At 67.8% G+C, this 17,056-nt stretch carries 19 protein-coding genes; 17 read left to right on the forward strand and 2 right to left on the reverse strand.

The window, feature by feature from the left end; genetic code table 11:
* The first annotated feature begins 59 nt into the window (after positions 1–59).
* Both AZC_RS12870 and AZC_RS12875 read left to right on the forward strand, forming a co-directional pair.
* Entirely contained in the window at positions 60–992 is a 933-nt protein-coding gene (locus AZC_RS12870; protein WP_012171014.1) for an N-carbamoyl-D-amino-acid hydrolase, read from the forward strand.
* Between the two features lie 4 nt (positions 993–996).
* Positions 997–1,665, forward strand: coding sequence for a flavin reductase family protein (locus AZC_RS12875; RefSeq protein ID WP_012171015.1), 669 nt, complete (start codon positions 997–999; stop codon positions 1,663–1,665).
* Positions 1,666–1,671: 6 nt separating this feature from the next.
* Here the strand turns inward: AZC_RS12875 and AZC_RS12880 are convergent, their stop codons facing one another.
* Together AZC_RS12880 and AZC_RS12885 are read right to left on the reverse strand one after the other, a co-directional pair.
* On the reverse strand, positions 1,672–2,334 hold the full coding sequence (locus tag AZC_RS12880; protein ID WP_173362973.1) for an aspartate/glutamate racemase family protein: 663 nt from the start codon (positions 2,332–2,334) through the stop codon (positions 1,672–1,674).
* Positions 2,335–2,385: 51 nt separating this feature from the next.
* Complete coding sequence (locus tag AZC_RS12885; protein WP_052285924.1) at positions 2,386–3,321, reverse strand: LysR family transcriptional regulator; 936 nt, start codon at positions 3,319–3,321, stop codon at positions 2,386–2,388.
* 160 nt (positions 3,322–3,481) lie between these two features.
* Here AZC_RS12885 and AZC_RS12890 point away from each other — a divergent pair, with 160 nt between their 5' ends.
* From AZC_RS12890 to AZC_RS12965, 15 genes are all read left to right on the forward strand, one after another.
* Positions 3,482–4,498 carry an ABC transporter substrate-binding protein gene (locus AZC_RS12890; protein ID WP_043879311.1) on the forward strand — a complete coding sequence of 339 codons (1,017 nt, stop codon included), beginning with the start codon at positions 3,482–3,484 and terminating at the stop codon, positions 4,496–4,498.
* Positions 4,495–5,220, forward strand: coding sequence for a pyrimidine utilization protein B (rutB, locus tag AZC_RS12895; RefSeq protein WP_043879312.1), 726 nt, complete (start codon positions 4,495–4,497; stop codon positions 5,218–5,220). Before AZC_RS12890 ends, rutB begins: the two co-directional genes overlap by 4 nt.
* A 6-nt stretch (positions 5,221–5,226) precedes the next feature.
* Entirely contained in the window at positions 5,227–5,613 is a 387-nt protein-coding gene (gene rutC / locus AZC_RS12900) for a pyrimidine utilization protein C (RefSeq protein ID WP_012171020.1), read from the forward strand.
* 57 nt (positions 5,614–5,670) lie between these two features.
* Positions 5,671–6,417: an ABC transporter permease gene (locus tag AZC_RS12905; RefSeq protein ID WP_148209845.1), complete on the forward strand. Its 747-nt coding sequence runs from the start codon at positions 5,671–5,673 to the stop codon at positions 6,415–6,417.
* Between the two features lie 35 nt (positions 6,418–6,452).
* Entirely contained in the window at positions 6,453–7,250 is a 798-nt protein-coding gene (rutD, locus tag AZC_RS12910) for a pyrimidine utilization protein D (protein WP_012171022.1), read from the forward strand.
* A complete protein-coding gene (locus tag AZC_RS12915) occupies positions 7,247–8,041 on the forward strand; it encodes an ABC transporter ATP-binding protein (RefSeq protein ID WP_012171023.1) in 795 nt (264 codons plus the stop codon). The genes rutD and AZC_RS12915 overlap by 4 nt, the downstream gene beginning before the upstream one ends.
* Positions 8,042–8,089: 48 nt before the next feature.
* The gene (locus tag AZC_RS12920; RefSeq protein WP_012171024.1) at positions 8,090–8,986 is read left to right on the forward strand and encodes a LysR family transcriptional regulator; all 897 of its coding nucleotides are present in this window, start codon (positions 8,090–8,092) and stop codon (positions 8,984–8,986) included.
* A gap of 92 nt (positions 8,987–9,078) precedes the next feature.
* Entirely contained in the window at positions 9,079–10,347 is a 1,269-nt protein-coding gene (locus tag AZC_RS12925; RefSeq protein WP_012171025.1) for an amidase, read from the forward strand.
* Entirely contained in the window at positions 10,344–11,564 is a 1,221-nt protein-coding gene (locus AZC_RS12930; RefSeq protein ID WP_012171026.1) for a CaiB/BaiF CoA transferase family protein, read from the forward strand. The genes AZC_RS12925 and AZC_RS12930 overlap by 4 nt, the downstream gene beginning before the upstream one ends.
* Positions 11,561–12,346, forward strand: coding sequence for an enoyl-CoA hydratase (locus tag AZC_RS12935; RefSeq protein WP_012171027.1), 786 nt, complete (start codon positions 11,561–11,563; stop codon positions 12,344–12,346). Before AZC_RS12930 ends, AZC_RS12935 begins: the two co-directional genes overlap by 4 nt.
* Before the next feature lie 66 nt (positions 12,347–12,412).
* Complete coding sequence (locus AZC_RS12945; RefSeq protein WP_052285925.1) at positions 12,413–13,390, forward strand: ABC transporter substrate-binding protein; 978 nt, start codon at positions 12,413–12,415, stop codon at positions 13,388–13,390.
* A 151-nt stretch (positions 13,391–13,541) separates the two neighbouring features.
* Complete coding sequence (locus tag AZC_RS12950; protein WP_081433981.1) at positions 13,542–14,396, forward strand: ABC transporter permease; 855 nt, start codon at positions 13,542–13,544, stop codon at positions 14,394–14,396.
* Between the two features lie 7 nt (positions 14,397–14,403).
* Entirely contained in the window at positions 14,404–15,159 is a 756-nt protein-coding gene (locus AZC_RS12955; RefSeq protein ID WP_012171030.1) for an ABC transporter ATP-binding protein, read from the forward strand.
* A gap of 91 nt (positions 15,160–15,250) precedes the next feature.
* Positions 15,251–16,132, forward strand: coding sequence for a polysaccharide deacetylase family protein (locus tag AZC_RS12960; protein ID WP_043879313.1), 882 nt, complete (start codon positions 15,251–15,253; stop codon positions 16,130–16,132).
* A gap of 3 nt (positions 16,133–16,135) precedes the next feature.
* Positions 16,136–16,879: an SDR family oxidoreductase gene (locus AZC_RS12965; protein ID WP_012171032.1), complete on the forward strand. Its 744-nt coding sequence runs from the start codon at positions 16,136–16,138 to the stop codon at positions 16,877–16,879.
* The last annotated feature ends 177 nt before the right edge of the window (positions 16,880–17,056 follow it).

Raw genomic sequence — 17,056 nt, forward strand, 5'->3', positions numbered from 1 at the left:
CCCCTCTCAAGCGAAACGGCCCGGCGCGGCGGAGCGCAGGCCCCCAGGAGTCTAGGAAGATGCGTGAAATCAAGGTCGCGGCGGCCCAGTTGGGCGCCATCCAGAAGGCGGAGAGCCGGGAGGCCGTGGTCGGCCGCATGCTCGCCCTGATGGCCCAGGCGAAAGCCGCCGGCTGCAACCTCATCGTCTATCCCGAGCTCGCGCTCACCACTTTCTTCCCGCGCTGGTACCACGAGAACCGCGCCGAGGCGGACGTGTGGTTCGAGAGCGCGATGCCCAACGAGGCGACCCAGCCGCTGTTCGACGCCGCGCGCGAATATGGCATGGCCATGAGCTTCGGCTATGCGGAGCTGACCCCGGACGGCCACCACTTCAACACGTCCATCCTCGTGGACGACAAGGGCAACATCGTCGGCAAGTATCGCAAGATCCACCTGCCGGGCCATGCGGAATACGACCACGACCGCAGCCACCAGCATCTGGAGAAGCGCTATTTCGAGCCGGGCGACCTCGGCTTCAACGTGTGGCGCACCATGGGCGGCATCTTCGGCATGGCGATCTGCAACGATCGCCGCTGGCCGGAGACCTATCGCGAGATGGGCCTTCAGGGCGTGGAGATGATCCTGCTGGGCTTCAACACCCCGTCGGTGAACGGCCAGAAGGGCGCCGAGGCCCATGCCCAGCGCATGTTCCACCACAAGCTCTCCGTGCAAGCCGGCGCCTACCAGAATTCCACCTGGGTCATCGCCGTCGCCAAGGCCGGTTCCGAGGACGGCCATCACCTGATGGGCGGCACCGTCATCGTGAATCCGGATGGCGAGATCGTCGCGGAATCGAGGACCGAGGACGATGAACTGGTGATCGCCGCCTGCGATCTCGATGCCACGGTTTTCGGCAAGGAGACGGTGTTCGATTTCGCCCGCCACCGCCGCATCGAACACTATGGCCGCATCAACACCCAGACGGGCGTGATCCTGCCGCCGGAGGCCTGATCCCATGAGCGATACGGACGCGGCCGAAGGGCTGAGCTTTGATTTCGCCGCCACGGCGCCGGACCTGCGCTACAAGCTGCTGACCGGCCTCGTGGTGCCGCGTCCCATCGCCTGGGTCACCACCCGCTCCACGGCGGGCGTCGTGAATGCGGCGCCCTTCTCCTTCTTCAACGTGTTCGCGCAGGAGCCGCCGCTTCTGGTGCTCGGCATCGACACCCGCAGCGACGGCAGCCCGAAGGACACGCTGGTCAACATCCGCGAGACCCGCGCCTTCGTGGTGCATCTGCCGGACGAGGCCACCGCCAAGGCGATGAACGACACCGCCATGGATTTTCCCGGCGCGGAAGGCGAGCCCGAGGCCCTGGGCCTCGCGCTCGTGCCGGGCACACACGGCCCGGTGCCGCGCCTTCGGGATGCGCCGGTCGCCATGGAATGCCGGCAGGTGACGACGCTGAACTTCGGTCCGCGCCGCGATCTCGTGCTCGGGGAAGTGCTGGCGCTCCACACACGCCCCGGCATTCTGGATGCCGGCACGCTCCGGACCAATTACGAGGTCTACCAGCCCATCGCCCGCCTCGGCGGGACGCTCTATGCCCATCTGAACGACCGCTTCAGCATGGAGCGCGAGACCTATGAGGCCTTCAAGGCGCGCGGCGGCAAGGACGGCACCTGAGGCCCTTCAGGCCCCCGCCGCCTGCACCGCCCCGATAGCCATGGTGACGGCGGCGAGCACCGGATCGACAACCGGCACGCCCAGCGCCTCCTCCAGCGGCCGGCGGTGGCGGGACATGCCGGCACAGCCCATGACGATGACATCGCAGCGGTCGAGCCGCATGAGGTCGCGGCCCACCTCGATCATGCGGGCGAGCGTATTTTCCCCCGCCGCGCTCTCCGCGACGCTCATTTTGAGCGGGCGCTCCCCGGCGAAGCGCTCATAGAGGCCCATCTGGCGCACATAGCGCTGATGCCGCGCCATGGTGCCCTCGCCGATGGCGATGACGCCGAAGCGGTCGCCCCGCGCCAGCGCCGTGAGCAAGCCCGCCTCGCAGATGCCGAACACCGGCGCTTTCGTACCCTCGCGGCACACATGCAGGCCCGGATCGCTGTAGCAGGCGATGACGAAGGCGCCCGCGCCCTGCTCGCGCTCCACGAGCCGGCGCAGGGGCAAGGAGACGGATTCCACATCCGCCTGCGTCTCCACCCCATAGGGACCGTCTTCCAGCGTGACACAGCGGATCGCGGGGCCGTCCGAGAAGCGCAGCGGCGCCAGCGCGGCATCGAAGCCGGCGGTCACCACCGCATTGGAATTGGGATTGACCACAAGGATGTCCGGCCGCGTCATCACTGATCCCCGCTGATGGTCCCTTTCCCGATGATTAGACCGTCCCTTGCGTCACTGTCCACGCGGGCGGCGTCCGCCACGCGGAACGGCGGCACCTGAAAAATCCTCCTTCGCCACGCCGGCCAGGATCGCCCGGTGCAGGGCGCGGCCGGCGGGCGTGAGATCGCGGCCCGCCCGCTTGATGAGGAACAGTTGCCGCTCCACGCGCGGCTCCACCAATGGACGGAAGGTGAGCCCGGCGTGATCCGGACGGGGCCAGGCCAAGCCCGGAAGCGGCGCCACCCCGACGCCTGCCTCCACCATGGCCAGCAATGTCGCCGGATGCTCCGCCTCGTGGTGAGGCACGGCGGGCGCGGGCAGGCCGCGCTCCATTTCCAGCCGGATGCCCGTGCCCGGCGCCATGGCGATGAGGCCCGCCTGCCCGGCCTCCTCCCATGTCACGCTCTCATGGGCGGCCAGTGGATGGTCCCGCCGCATCACGAGGGCGAAGCTGTCGGTGAGCAGGAAGGTGCTGTCGAGATCCGGATCATCGCCCGGCACGTTGGCAACGCCGAGTTCCGCGTCACCGCTGCGCAGAGCGGTGATGATCTGGTGGCGCGGCGCCTCGCGCACGGCGACGCTCACCATGGGATGGGCCTCCTGAAACTGCGCCAGCACCTGCGGCAGCAGGCGCAGGGCGACGGAGGGCACGCAGGTGACTGTCACGTGGCCCCGCCGGTGCTCCTTGAGGTCCCTGAGATCCTGCAACTGGTGATCAAGGTCCGCCAGCACGCGCTGCACACCGGGGAGGAATTCACGCCCGATGGCGCTCAGCTGCACGCTGCGGGTGGTGCGGTCCAGAAGCCGCACGCCGAGGTCGGCTTCCAGTTGCTGGACGGCCTGACTCAGAGCCGACTGGGAGAGGCCGAGGAGGCGCGCGGCGCGGCTGAAGCTGCCGGTCTGGGCCACCGCCACGAAGGCCCGTAGCTGGCGCAAGTTCATATTCATCGACATATCTTATGAATATATTGGTTTTTCCCGGCTTGTTAATAAGCTGAGCGGATGCCACCATTTTCACCGTGAACAATGAATGTGCAGCGGCCCTCACGCCGCCAGCATGGACGGTGCGGGACCACGCGCCGCCGCCTTCCTTCCAAGAGGCCTTCCCATGGTGATGGACCGGCGTTCGCTCCTGAAATTCTCGCTCGCCAGCGCGGCGGCGGGCACATTCGGCCTGCCGGGCATCGCCCGCGCGGCCGGCACGCCCGTGGTGGTGTCGGAGGCCCTGCGCCTCGGCATGTATGCGACGCTCTATGTGGCGGCCGACAAGGGCCTGTTCGCCAAGCACGGGCTGGAGGCGGATGTCTCCACCGCCGGCGGCATTGCTTTGCCCACCCCCATGGTGCTCTCCGGCCGCGCGCAGTTCGGCGTCACCAGCCCCGGCATGTCGGTGAATGCGGTGCGCGAGGGCGGCAAGATCAAGAACATCGCCAAGATCGTCGGCGGCGTCTCTATGTGGGCCATGGCGCGGCCCGACAGCCCGATCAAGTCCATCGAGGATCTCAAGGGCAAGACCATCGCCACCCTGAAATTTCCCTCCTCCACCATCCAGGTGCCCACCTACGCCATGAAGGCCGTGGGCAAGTTCGACCCGAAGGAAGCGGGCGTCACCTTCCTTGAACTGCCGCCGGGCGCGCAGGCCGCAGCGGTGAAGGACGGGCGCGCGGACATCGCCACAGCCTTCGAATGGGACATCTCCATCGGCGCCGAACAGTTCGGCCTCAAGCCGGTGCTGTCCTTCGGCGACATCATCGGCCCGCTCTGCTTCACCTCCGCCATGGCGAGCGAGGACTTCATCGCCAAGAATCCGGCCACCGTGCAGGGCTTCTGCAATGCGCTGGCCGAGGCGCAGAAGCTGATGCACCAGGACAATGCGGTCTTCACGCAGGTGGCCGAGAAGTACTTCCCGAAAGTTGCGCCTTCGGTGATCGCCAACGCCACGAAGAATTTCTTCGGCTCGCGCACCGCCATTCCCCAGAACCCCACCATCTCGCAGGAGGAGTGGGAGCGCGACATGCAGCTCGAACTCGGCGGCGGCTCCATCAAGGAAGCCCTGCCCTATGCCCAGATGGTGGACAATTCCTTCGCCCTGAAGGCGGCGAAGGATTTCGGAGTGGCCGGATGACCTTTGCGACCAGCTATCCCCCGGCCCGCCGCACCGTCGTGCTGCCGGCCCGGCCCGAACCCCTGTCCGTGGCGGTGGAGGAAACCGCCGTCGTGGTCGTGGACATGCAGAATGCCTACGCCTCGCCCGGCGGCTATCTCGATATCGCCGGCTTCGACATTTCCGGCGCCAAGGCCGCCATTTCGGCCATCGCCGAGACGGTGGAGGCGGCCCGCGCGGCCGGCGTGACCGTGATCTATTTCCAGAACGGTTGGGACAAGGATTATGTGGAGGCGGGCGGCCCCGGCTCGCCCAACTGGCACAAGTCCAATGCGCTGAAGACCATGCGCAAGAAGCCCGAGCTTCAGGGCCAGCTTCTGGCGAAGGGCGGCTGGGACTATGCGCTGGTGGACCAGTTGGCCCCGCAGCCCGGCGACATCGTGGTGCCCAAGCCGCGCTATTCCGGCTTCTTCAACTCACAGTTCGACAGCATCCTGCGGGCGCGCGGCATCCGCAATCTCGTCTTCTGCGGCATCGCCACCAATGTCTGCGTGGAATCCACCCTGCGCGACGGCTTCCACCTCGAATATTTCGGCATCCTGCTGGAGGACGCGACCCATCAGGCCGGTCCCGAATACGTGCAGAAGGCCGCCATCTACAATGTGGAGACATTCTTCGGCTGGGTTTCCACCGTCGCCGATTTCCGCCGCGCCTTCGCGCAGATCCCTCCCAAGGAAGACTGACCGGCCATGACCTCCCGCGCCATCATTCCCCCCGGCTCCGGCGTGCCGCTGGCGCCCTATTCGCCCGGTATGCAGGCGGACAATGTGATCTATGTCTCGGGCACCCTGCCCTTCGACAAGGACAACAACGTCGTCCATCTGGGGGACGCTGCGTGCCAGACCCGGCATGTGCTGGAGATCATCAAGGGCGTGCTGGAAGCCGCCGGCTCCGGCATGGCGGACGTGACCTTCAACCACATCTTCCTGACAGACTGGGCGAATTACGGCGCCATCAACGCCGTCTATGCGGAATATTTCCCCGGCGAGAAGCCCGCGCGCTATTGCGTGCAGGTGGGCCTCGTGAAGCCCGGCGCGCTGGTGGAGATCGCCACCATCGCCCACAAGCGGGCCTGAGCCATGGCGATGGCCCCTGCCCGGACCCTGCCTCACCGCGGCGGATGGCGGGTGGCCATGCCCTCCCCCTCCCGCGTCGCGCTCTACCAGATCGCCCTCCTCCTCGCCCTGCTGGCGCTGTGGGAGGCGGGCGTCGCCCTTGGCTGGCTGCCGGTCTTCCTCTATGGCCGCCCGAGCGGCGTCATCGCCAAGGGCTGGCAGCTCATCCTTTCCGGGGAACTTGCCCGTGACGCAGCGCTGACCGCCTGGGAGGCCATCTCCGGCTTTGCCATCGGCACGGTGCTCGGCAGTGCCGCCGGGCTCACGCTCTGGCTGTTCCCCACGGGCGCGGCGGTGCTGCGGCCCTACATGATCGCGCTCAACGGCCTGCCGAAGATCGCGCTCGCCCCGCTCATCATCGTGTGGTTCGGCATCGGCCTCGGCTCCAAGATCGCCATTGCCGCCATCATCACCTTCATCGTCGCCCTCATCACCGCCCAGCAGGGCGCGAAAGAGGTGGACGCGGACCTCGTGAAGCTCATGCGCTCGCTGGGCGCCAGCCGCCTGCGCACCTGGCGGACGGTGATCGTGCCCGGCGCCATGCCGTGGATCGTCTCGGCCTTCCGGCTCAACGTCGGCTTCGCGCTCATCGGCGCCGTGGTGGGCGAATACATCGCCTCCAAGGAGGGCCTCGGCTACATGATCTACTATGCCGGCGTCCTTTACGACCTCAACGCCGTGTGGGTGGGCATCGCCGCGCTCATGGGTGTCGCGCTGGCCATGTACGGCGTCATCGACCTGATCGAACGGCGCCTGCGCGCCTGACCATCCCAAAATCCCGTTAAAAGCGAAGACGTTCCATGCCCTATGCGCACGGCGGCGACGCCGACCTCTATTATGAAATCCACGGCGCGGGGACGCCCATCCTGCTCTCCGCCGGCATGGGCGGGGGCGCCGGCTTCTGGCGCCCGCAGATCGAGGCCCTCGCGGCCCGGCATCAGGTGATCCTCTATGATCATGCCGGCACCGGGCGCAGTGGGCGGGACATCGGCCCGCGCAGCATCACGGAAATGGCGCGTGACATGGCGCGGGTGCTCGATGCGGCGGGCGTGGAGGATGCCCATGTGGCGGGCCACGCCATCGGCGGCATCATCGGCATGGAACTGGCGCTTGCGGCGCCCGAGCGGGTGCGCAGCCTCACCATCGTCAACGGCTGGGCGCGGGCGGACGGCTTCCTGCGGCGCTGCTTCGAGGTGCGCAAGCGCATCCTCCTCGCCTCCGGCCCGGAAGCCTATGTGCGCGCGCAGCCGCTCTTCCTCTATCCGCCCCGCTGGATCGCCGAGAACATCGCCGTTCTGGAGGAGGAAGAGGCGCAAATGGTGGCGCACTTTCCCGGGACGCAGACCATGCTGAACCGCATCGAGACCTTCCTCGCCTTCGACGGGCGCGAGCGCCTCGCGGACATCCGCGTGCCGACGCTGCTCGCTGCGGCGAAGGACGATGCGCTCGTGCCCTCCTATCTCTCGACCCTGCTGGCGGAAGGCATTCCGGACGCGCGCATCGCCGAGGTGGACTGGGGCGCGCACGCGTTCAGCGCGGTGACGCCGGACGTTTTCAACGAAATGCTGCTCGGCTTCTGCGGAGAGATCGACCAATGAGCGAAGGATCAGGCGGGCGCCGGATCGTCCTGCGGGCTGATGATGTGAGCGTCGTCTTTCCGGGCACGAACGGCCCGGTGGAAGCCATCCGCAAGGTGGATTTCGAGCTTTATGAGGGGGAGACGCTGGCCATCGTCGGTCCCTCCGGCTGCGGCAAATCCACCTTGTTCAACGCCATCTCCGGCCTGCTGAAGCCGACGCGCGGCCTCATCGAGGTGGATGGCGTGCGGGTGGACGATGCCACCGGCCATGTGGGCTACATGCTGCAGAAGGACCTGCTGCTGCCCTGGCGCTCGGTCATGGACAACGTGGTGCTGGGCCTTGAGGTGCGCGGCACGCCAAAGGCGGAGGCCCGCGCCGTCGCCCAGAAGCTCATCACCGCCTATGGGCTTGCCGGCTTCGAGAAGGCGAAGCCCGCCACCCTCTCCGGCGGAATGCGCCAGCGCGTCGCCATCATGCGCACGCTGGCCTTCGATCCGACCGTCATCCTGCTGGACGAGCCCTTTTCCGCGCTCGATTTCCAGACCCGGCTTCTGCTTCAGGCGGATGTGGCACGCATCATCGCCGAGCAGGGCAAGAGCGCCATTCTCGTGACACACGACATCGGCGAGGCCATCGCCATGGCCGACCGGGTGCTCGTGCTCTCGCTGCGGCCCGCCACGGTAAAAGCACTGCACGAGATCCGCCTGCCGAAGGGCGAACGCGATCCCGTGGCGCTGCGGGCTGATCCCGTCTTCAACGCGCATTTCTCGGAGATATGGGCGGATCTGGAGATCCCCAAGGCGGCGTGAGTTCGGCCGCGCGCTTTCTCCTCGCGCCGCGCGGAGGGCCGCGCCAAAATGCGCGCCATGCTGCATCACGATCTGCAATCGCTCCGCCTGTTCGTCGCCGTCTGCGAGACGCGCAGCCTCTCCAAGGCGGCGGAGCGGATGAATCTGGCGCTCTCCGCCGCCAGCCGCCGCCTGCGCCTGCTGGAAGAGGAGGCGGGCATGCCTCTGGTGCGCCGCCTGCCCCATGGGGTCGAGCCCACCATGGCCGGGCAGACCGCCCTCTCCTATGCCCAGTCCGTGCTCATGCTGGCGGATCGCTATGTGGCGGGTCTCGCCGACCACCGCTCCGGTGCGCGCGGACGGGTGCGGGTTTCGGCCTCCAGTTCCGCGCTGGTGGAGCGCCTCGCCACCGACCTTGCGGACTTCGCCAAGCGCCATCCCGACATCCGTATCGACCTGGAAGAACAGCCCACGGCCGACACCATCGCCGCCGTGACCCGCAAGCAGGCGGACCTCGGCGTCATCGTGCGCGGACAGGCGGTGGAGGGGCTGACGCTTCTTCCCTATTCCACTGACCGCCTGTCCGTTGTGGTGCGCAGCGATCATCCGTTGGCGGATCGGGCGGCCGTCGCCTTCTCGGACCTGCTCGACGAGGATTTCGTGGCGCTCGAAGCCGGCACCGCCGTCAACCGGCTGGTGATGGAGCGGGCGCGGGAGTTGGGGCGGTTCCTCAAGGTACGGGTGCAGGTGCGCAGCTTCGAAGTAATGTGCCAGATGGTGCACCACGGCCTCGGCATCGGCATCCTGCCCGAGGCGGCGCTACGCCCGCTCGCCACGGCGCTGGGCCTCACCCTCGTCCGACTGGAAGAGACCTGGGCGGCGCGCGAGATCGCCATCTGCCTGAGGGAAAACGAGGAATTGCCGAGCGCCACGCGCCGACTGCTGGACGAGTTGCTGACGAGCTAGCGCCTGCGCATTTCGCGAAATCTGAATGCTTTCTTTTCTAATTCCGCGAAGCACGCACCTGAGCTTACCCTGCCTGTGCTGGAGAAACAGGCATGACTGCTTTAGGTGCACTGCGGGAGAAGGGGACGACCGAAGGCGACGCCATCGCCTCCGCCCGCGCCCGGTGCGCAGCAGCCACCCCCTCCAATGCTTTCGTCGCGCTTCTGGACCCCGCACCGGGCGGCCGCTTTCCTTTCGCGGTGAAGGACATGGTGGAGGTGGCCGGCCACGCCCCCACCTATGGCCTCGCCCATTCGCAGGGCTCGCCCCGCACCGCTTCCGCCCCCGTCATCGGTCTGCTGGAAGCCGCAGGCGGACGCGCCGTGGCGCTGGCGCAGATGACGCCGCTGGCCTTCGATCCGTCCGGCGACAACCGCTGGCAGGGGCGCCCGCTCAACCCCTGGAACACTGACCGCATCTGCGGCGGCTCGTCCTCCGGCTCGGCGGTGGCGGTTGCGCTCGGCGCGGTGCCGCTGGCGCTGGGATCGGACACGGCGGGCTCATTGCGCATCCCCGCCCACTGCTGCGGCGTGCTGTCCTGGAAGGCCACCGCCGGGCTCATTCCGCTGGACGGGGCACTCACCCTCGCGCCGACCCTCGACACGCTGGGCTTCCTCGGCATTGATGCGGACTGGCTGGACAGTGCCGCCGCGGTTTTCGCGCCGGTCGCCAGCGATGCCACCCGCCGGATCGGCCTCGCAAGCGACCTGCTGGAGGCCTGCGACGCGGATGTGGCGGCAATCTTCCGCACGCAAGCCGATCACGCGCGGACGTCTTTTGCCACGACCGACGTCCCCGTCGCGCCGCTCATCGCTGCAACCGACGGCCCGGTGCTCGACCTGCTGATCGGAGAAAGCGCCCGGTCGCTGGCGCACCTGCCGGAAGCGGAAGCCGATCCGCTCTTTGCCAAGCGCCTCGCCAAAGGCCGCGCCCTTTCGGACGCGCATCTCGCCGCCTGCCGCGACCAGTTACGCGCGGCGGAGGCCATGGCGGCGGATATCTTCGCCACCTGCGACGCCCTCCTGCTGCCGGCCATGCCCTGCGCGACGCCCACCATCGCCGCCTGCGATCCGGCAACGCCCGGCTTCTCCGGCCGCACGCTCTATCGCCTCTCCGCCTTCACCCGCTTCGCCAACGGCCTCGGCCTGCCGGTCGTGACCTTTCCCATCGGCCTTGATGCCAACGGAATGCCCGTGGCGGCGCAACTGGTGGGGCCCCGCGGCAGTGACCGCGCCCTCATCGCCGGCGTGCACCATCTCATGGCCGAAAACACTTGGCCGCCCCACGACAAAGATCCGTCCCGGAAGGAGCCCCTCGCGTGAGCGCCACCGCACAGGCCCCCGCGGCCGACCGTCCGGCCGCCTCCACGGCCCTCGCCAACCTGCGCATCCTCGACCTGACGCGCGTGCGGGCCGGGCCGACCTGCTGCCGCATCTTCGCGGACTTCGGCGCGGACGTGATCAAGGTCGAGGCGCCCGATGGCGTCGATCCCAATGAGAGCATGTCGGGGGCCCGCGACGGCTATGACATGCTCAATCTCCACCGCAACAAGCGCTCGCTCTCCCTCAACCTGAAGCGCAAGGAAGGGCTGGAACTCTTCCTGAAGCTGGTGGAGACGGCCGATGTGGTGGTGGAGAATTATCGCCCCGACGTGAAGGCGCGGCTCGGCATCGATTATCCGGCGCTGAAGGCCCGCAACCCCCGCATCATCCTCGCCTCCATCTCCGGCTTCGGGCAGGACGGGCCCTATGCCCGCCGCGCCGGCTTCGACCAGATCGCGCAGGGCATGGGCGGCCTCATGTGGGTCACGGGCCTGCCGGGACAGGGGCCGGTGCGGGCGGGCGCGGCGGTGGCGGACTCGACCGCCGGCCTTTATGCCGCCACCGGCATTCTGGTGGCCCTGCGCGAACGCGACGTCTCGGGCGAAGGCCAATGGGTGCAGACTTCGCTGCTTCAGGCGCAGATCGCCCTGTGCGATTTCCAGGCCGCCCGCTATCTGGTGGATGGCGTGGTGCCTGAACAGTCCGGCAACGACCATCCCTATTCCACCCCCATGGGTGTCATCGCCACGGCGGACGGCTTCATCAATCTGGCGGTGGGGGGCGACGGCCAATGGCGCGACCTCTGCCGCGCCATCCAGCGCAGCGATCTCGCCGAGCATCCCGATTATGCCACCCAGCCCCAGCGCCTCGCCCATCGGGCGCAGGTGTGGGCGCTCCTCGCGCCGATCTTCGCCGCCGACACCTCCGCCAACTGGCTCCAGCGCCTGGAGGAAGTAGGCGTGCCCGCCGGACCGATCTACCGCATGGATGAGGTGTTCGAAGACCCGCAGGTGAAGCATCTCGGCCTTGCCCGGAGCGTGACGCATCCGCGCCTCGGCGAAGTGACGCTGGTCGGCCAGCCCATCGGCCTGTCGCGCACCCCGCCGGCCGTGGTCGCCCCGCTCTCGGACAAGGGCGCGGACGGCGATGCCATCCTCGCCGAAATCGGCCTCGACGCCGGCCGCATCGCCGCACTCCGGGCGGAGGGCATCCTGTGAGCGCCACCCTTCTCTATGAGGCGACGGAAGGTCTCGCCCGCATCACCATCGCGCAGGACGCGAAGATGAATGCCATGACCTTCGAGATGTGGTCGGCCCTGCCCGGCCTCATCTCGCGCGCGGCCGCCGATCCCGCCATCCGCGCCATCGTGCTCACGGGTGCCGGCGAGAAGGCCTTCTGCGCCGGGGCCGATATCTCCCAGTTCGGCGCGCGGCGTTCCGATCCGGAGGCGGTCGCAGCCTATGACCATGCGGTGGCGGCCGGCATGACCGCCCTCGCCGGGGCTGAGAAGCCGACGGTGGCGCTCATCAGGGGCATCTGCTTCGGCGGCGGCTTCGGCCTCGCGCTCGCCTGCGACATCCGCCTCGCCCGCGCCGACGCCCGCTTCCGCGTGCCAGCGGCACGGCTCGGGCTCGGCTATGGCTATGAAGGCGTGAAACTCATCAGCCGCAAGCTGGGGCCAGACGCCACGGCCGACATCCTCTTCTCCGCCCGCATCCTCGATGCCGCGGAGGCCGAACGCCTCGGCGTCGTGGCGCGGGCCTGGGCGGCAGAGGCCTTCGAGACCGAAAGCGCGGCCTATCTCGGCCAGATCGCCGCCAATGCGCCGCTGACGCTTGTGGCGGCCAAGCGCGCGCTGGTGGAACTCGCCCGCCCGGAAGCTGAGCGAGACCTCGACGCGGTGGCCGCGCGCGTCGCGGCCTGCTTTGCCAGCGCCGACTATCGCGAGGGTCAGGCTGCCTTCAAGGAGAAGAGACCGCCCCGCTTTACCGGCGCCTGAGCGCCAGCCTTTCCCACGCCGTTCCGTTCGTTGCGTCCCCCAATCAAAAATCCAGAGGACCAGGACATGCATCGCAGGACGTTTCTCGCCGGACTTTCGGGGCTTGGTGCCTCGGCTCTCCTTCCCGTCTCCGGCGCCCTCGCACAGGGCGCCGCCCCCGTCACCCTGACGGTGGGCTACGCCAAGGTCGCCCATCTCGCGCCCATCATCCTGATTGCGGACAAGCTCAAGGCGCAGGGCGTGGAGCTGAAGCTCGTGGAATTCGCGCGCTATGCGGATGCGCGCACCGCACTTCAGGCCGGCTCGCTCGACATTGCGACCGTCGGGCCGGCCGATATTCCGATTTCTCTCGCCAACGGCTCCACGGCCCTCGTGGGTATCATGGGGGTCGGGTCCTCGCCCAAATACGTGATCGCCCGCACCGGCACCAAGTTCGAGAGCTGGGACGACATCAAGGGCAAGAAGATCGCCATCGCGCCCGGCTCGGCCGTATGGTTCCAGTTCGCGGCGACGCTCATCGAGAAGGGCGTGCCCTACAATTCCTTCCAGGCCATCAACATCCAGGGCGGCGGCGCCAATTTCGACCAGGCGCTGGAGAAGGGTGAGGTGGATGCCATCGTCACCTGGGAGCCCTTCGAATCCATCCCGGTGATGAAGGGCTATGGCTATTTCGCCAAGAACCTCGATTACAGCACTTCCAAGGCGGCCGGCGCCGAACTGGGCATGCTGGTGGCCAACAAGACCAACATCGCCGGCAAGGACGCCGCCGTTCAGGCCTTCGTCTCCGCTTATGTGAAGGAAATGAGGGCCCTGGAAGCCTCTCCCGCCGCCTTCGCCACCGCCATCCAGACCCTCACCGGCCTCGATGCGGATATCTCCAAGCGCATCGCCGAGATCATCAAGCTCGGCCCGGTGGTGACGCCGGACCAGTTGAAGCGTCAGGCCAAGGCCTTCAACGATCTGGGCGTCATCCCCAAGGACGTGACCGGCCAGATCGATGGCGCCTGGAACAGCACCTATCTCGACAAGGCGCTGAAGTCCTGAGCCGATCCCCCTTCCGTTCGGAGGTCTCTGCCCCGCAGGGACCTTCCGGAGCGCGGGCACCCCTCTCCCCTCTCCCCCGGGGTGCCCGCGCCGATATCATGGATGCCTCGATCCTGACGATGCGCGAGGCAAGACGTTGCGGAGCCGCGACATGACCACCCTCACCACCGGCGCGCGCGCCGGCCGCCGACCTTGGCGCCTGCCGATCCCGCGCGCTGGCGCCCTCGTGCTGGCGCTGATCCTTCCTGTCGCGCTCGTCATCCTCTGGCAGCTCTCGGGCAAGGACGGCGCGCTATTTGGCGGCGCACTGCCGACACCCGACCGGGTCTGGAACGCGTGGGTCACCTGGGCCTTCGGACCCAAGGGCATGGGCCTCAATCCCTATTCCGGCACGTGGCTGGAGAGCGTCACCTTCTCCACCATCCGCGTCGCCAAGGGTTTCTCGCTGGCCATTCTGGTGGGCGTGCCGCTCGGCATCGCCATCGGCTGGTGGAAGCTGTTCGCCATGGTGGTGGACCCGACGATCCAGTGGCTGCGGCCCGTGCCGATCACCGCCTGGCTGCCGATCTCCATCGCCATCTTCGGCATCAGCGATTTCGGCTCCATCTTCCTCATCACCATCGGCGCCTTCTATCCCATCGTCATCAACACCACCCACGGCACGCGGGATGTTGAAAAGAACTGGATCCGCGCCGCGCTGATGATGGGCTCCTCCCCGCTCACCGTGATGCGGCGGGTGGTGCTGCCCGCCGCCCTGCCGTCCATCTTCACGGGCCTGCGCATCGGCCTCGGCATCGCCTGGACGGCGGTGATCGTCTCCGAAATGGTCGCCGTGAAGTCCGGCCTCGGTTACGTGCTGTGGGATGCCTATTACGTCGGCCGCATGGACATCGTGATCGCCGACATGGTCTCCATCGGCCTGCTGGGCTACCTCAGCGACGTCCTCATCGTCCGCCTCGAGCACACGGTGCTGCGCTGGCGGCGCCTGCAATCCTTCAACGCGTGAGGCCACCATGGGCACCGTTTCCATGACCGGCGTGTCCAAGGTGTATGGCGGCGCCCACGGCGTCCGTGCCCTGGACAATGTGGACGTGCATCTTGCCGAGGGCGAGTTCATGGCCCTGCTCGGCCCCTCGGGCTGCGGCAAGTCCACCTTGCTGAACATGCTCGCCGGCTTCGAGGGCCAGACCGAGGGGGCCATCAGCTTCGACGGCCGCAGCGTCGTGAAGCCCGGCCCCGACCGGGGCGTCGTGTTCCAGGAGGCAGCGCTGCTGCCCTGGCTCACCGTCTGGCAGAATGTGGTGTTCGGGCCGCAGGTTCAGGGCGTGCCGCGCGCCGACTATGAGCCCCGCGCGAAGGAGATCCTGCGGGTGGTGGGGCTCGATGCCTTCCACGACGCTTTGCCGGCGCAATTGTCCGGCGGCATGCGCCAGCGCGTCGGTATCGCCCGTGCATTGGTGATGCAGCCGCGCGCGCTGCTCATGGACGAGCCCTTTGGCGCGCTGGATGCCCAGACCCGCCTCTCCATGCAGCAGCTGCTACTGGAGGTGTGGCAGCGCTTCAAGACCACGGTGCTGTTCGTGACCCACGACATCGACGAGGCGATCCTCCTCGCGGACCGCGTGTGCATCATGACCGCCCGCCCCGGCCGCATCACCCGCGACATCCCCATCACCCTGCCGCGCCCGCGCACCATCGACGACCTGCTCAGCCCCGCCTTCGTGGCGTTCAAGGCGCAGATCATGTCCGAGATGCGCGGCGCGCACTAAGGCGCCGCTCCCCCATACGGCCGGCCATGTCCCAATGGGCCGGCTGCACCACCTGCCGCTGAACGCCTCAGGCTCTCCTGCGAGGACCGTCATGGCCAACCCGCGCATTCCCTATCGCTTCTCCACCTCCGCGCCGCCTTTGCCGCCGCTGAACGGCAAGCGCATCCTCGTCCATCTGGTGGTGAACGTGGAGCACTGGCAGTTCGACCGCGCCATGCCACGCACCATCATCACCCCACCCCACGGGCAGGGCTCGATCCCGGACGTGCCCAACTTCTCCTGGGCGGATTACGGCATGCGCGCGGGCCTGCCGCGCATCCTCGATCTGTTCAGAGCCCGTGGCCTGCCCGCCTCCACCAGTTTCAATGCCGGCGTCATCGACGCCTATCCGCAAGCCGCCGAGGCAATGCTCAGGGCCGGCTGGGAGTTCATCGGCCACGGCCTGCACCAGAAGGCGATCCAGAACACGGACGGCGATGCGGAAGCCGAGATGATCGCCGCCGCACTCGACAAGATCGCCGGCTTCACGGGCGCCCGCCCGCGCGGCTGGCTGTCGCCGGGCCTGCGGGAGAGCGAGCGTACGCCGGATCTCCTGAAGGCGCAGGGCGTCGATTATGTCTGCGACTGGGTGGTGGACGACGTGCCGAACTGGATGACCACCGCCCACGGGCCGCTGGTCGCCATGCCCTACAATCTGGAGATCAACGACAGCATCATCTACGCCATCGAGCGGCACGCCACGGGCGAGATGGAGAAACGGCTCAGGCACACGCTGGCGCTGTTCGAGGCCGAATGCACCCGTTCACCGCGTGTGCTGGCGCTGGGGCTGCACCCCCATCTCATCAGCGTGCCCCATCGCATGCATGAGCTGGTCAATATGGTGGATGCGCTGGCCGCCTCGCCCGAAGTGGCCTTCGTCACCGGCAGCCAGATCTGCGACTGGTTCACCACCGCCGCTTCCCCGGAGAGCTGACCCATGGACCTCGATCTCAAGGGGCGTCGCGTCCTCATCACCGGCGGTTCAAAGGGCATCGGCGCGGCCTGTGCGCGCGTCTTCCTGGGGGAAGGCGCCGGCGTGCTGCTCGCCGCCCGTGACGAACGCCAGCTCGCCGCAACCGCCGCCGACCTCTCCGGCCTCGGCCCCGTCGCCACCTGGGCCGGAGACCTTTCGCGCGCCGAGGAGCGGGAGCGGCTGCACCGGGAAGCGGATGGCTACGACATTCTCGTCAACAATGCCGGGGCGATCCCGCGCGGCGGCCTGCTCGACATGACCATGGAGCAGTGGGAAGCCGCCTGGGCCCTGAAGGTGATGGGCTATATCCACCTGACCCAGCTCGCGCTCGGGACCATGAAGGCGCGGGGAAGCGGCGTCATCGTCAACATCATCGGACAGGCCGGCCGCCAGCCGCGCTATGGCTATGTATGCGGCGCCACCGGCAATGCGGCGCTCATGGCCTTCACCCATGCGGTGGGCGGCAAGGCGCCGGATTTCGGGGTGCGCGTATTCGGCATCAATCCCTCTGGCACGCGAACCGAGCGCATGGAGACATTGGCAGCACAGGAGGGCCGCACCATCGCCGATGTGGGCGCCAGCGCGCCCTTCGGCCGACTCGCCGAGCCGCTGGAGATCGCCCGCACCACGGCCTTCCTCGCATCACCCGCCTGCGGCTATGTCAGCGGGACGGTCCTCGATATTGACGGCGGCGCAGGGTCGCACTGAACGAGGCACATTCTTTTACCATTTGGCGCCACGATCGCCTTGTCTCGGACATCGGAACTGCTAACGTCTCGTATCGCCTCCGGTATTCAGCGGCGTTCGGAGGGTGTCCCGTGGGACAATTCGTTCTCGTTGCTGGATACGAGTATCCCGATGGGCCGGCGTTACCTTACGAAAACC

The sequence above is a fragment of the Azorhizobium caulinodans ORS 571 genome (assembly GCF_000010525.1).
Classification (GTDB): Bacteria; Pseudomonadota; Alphaproteobacteria; order Rhizobiales; family Xanthobacteraceae; genus Azorhizobium; species Azorhizobium caulinodans.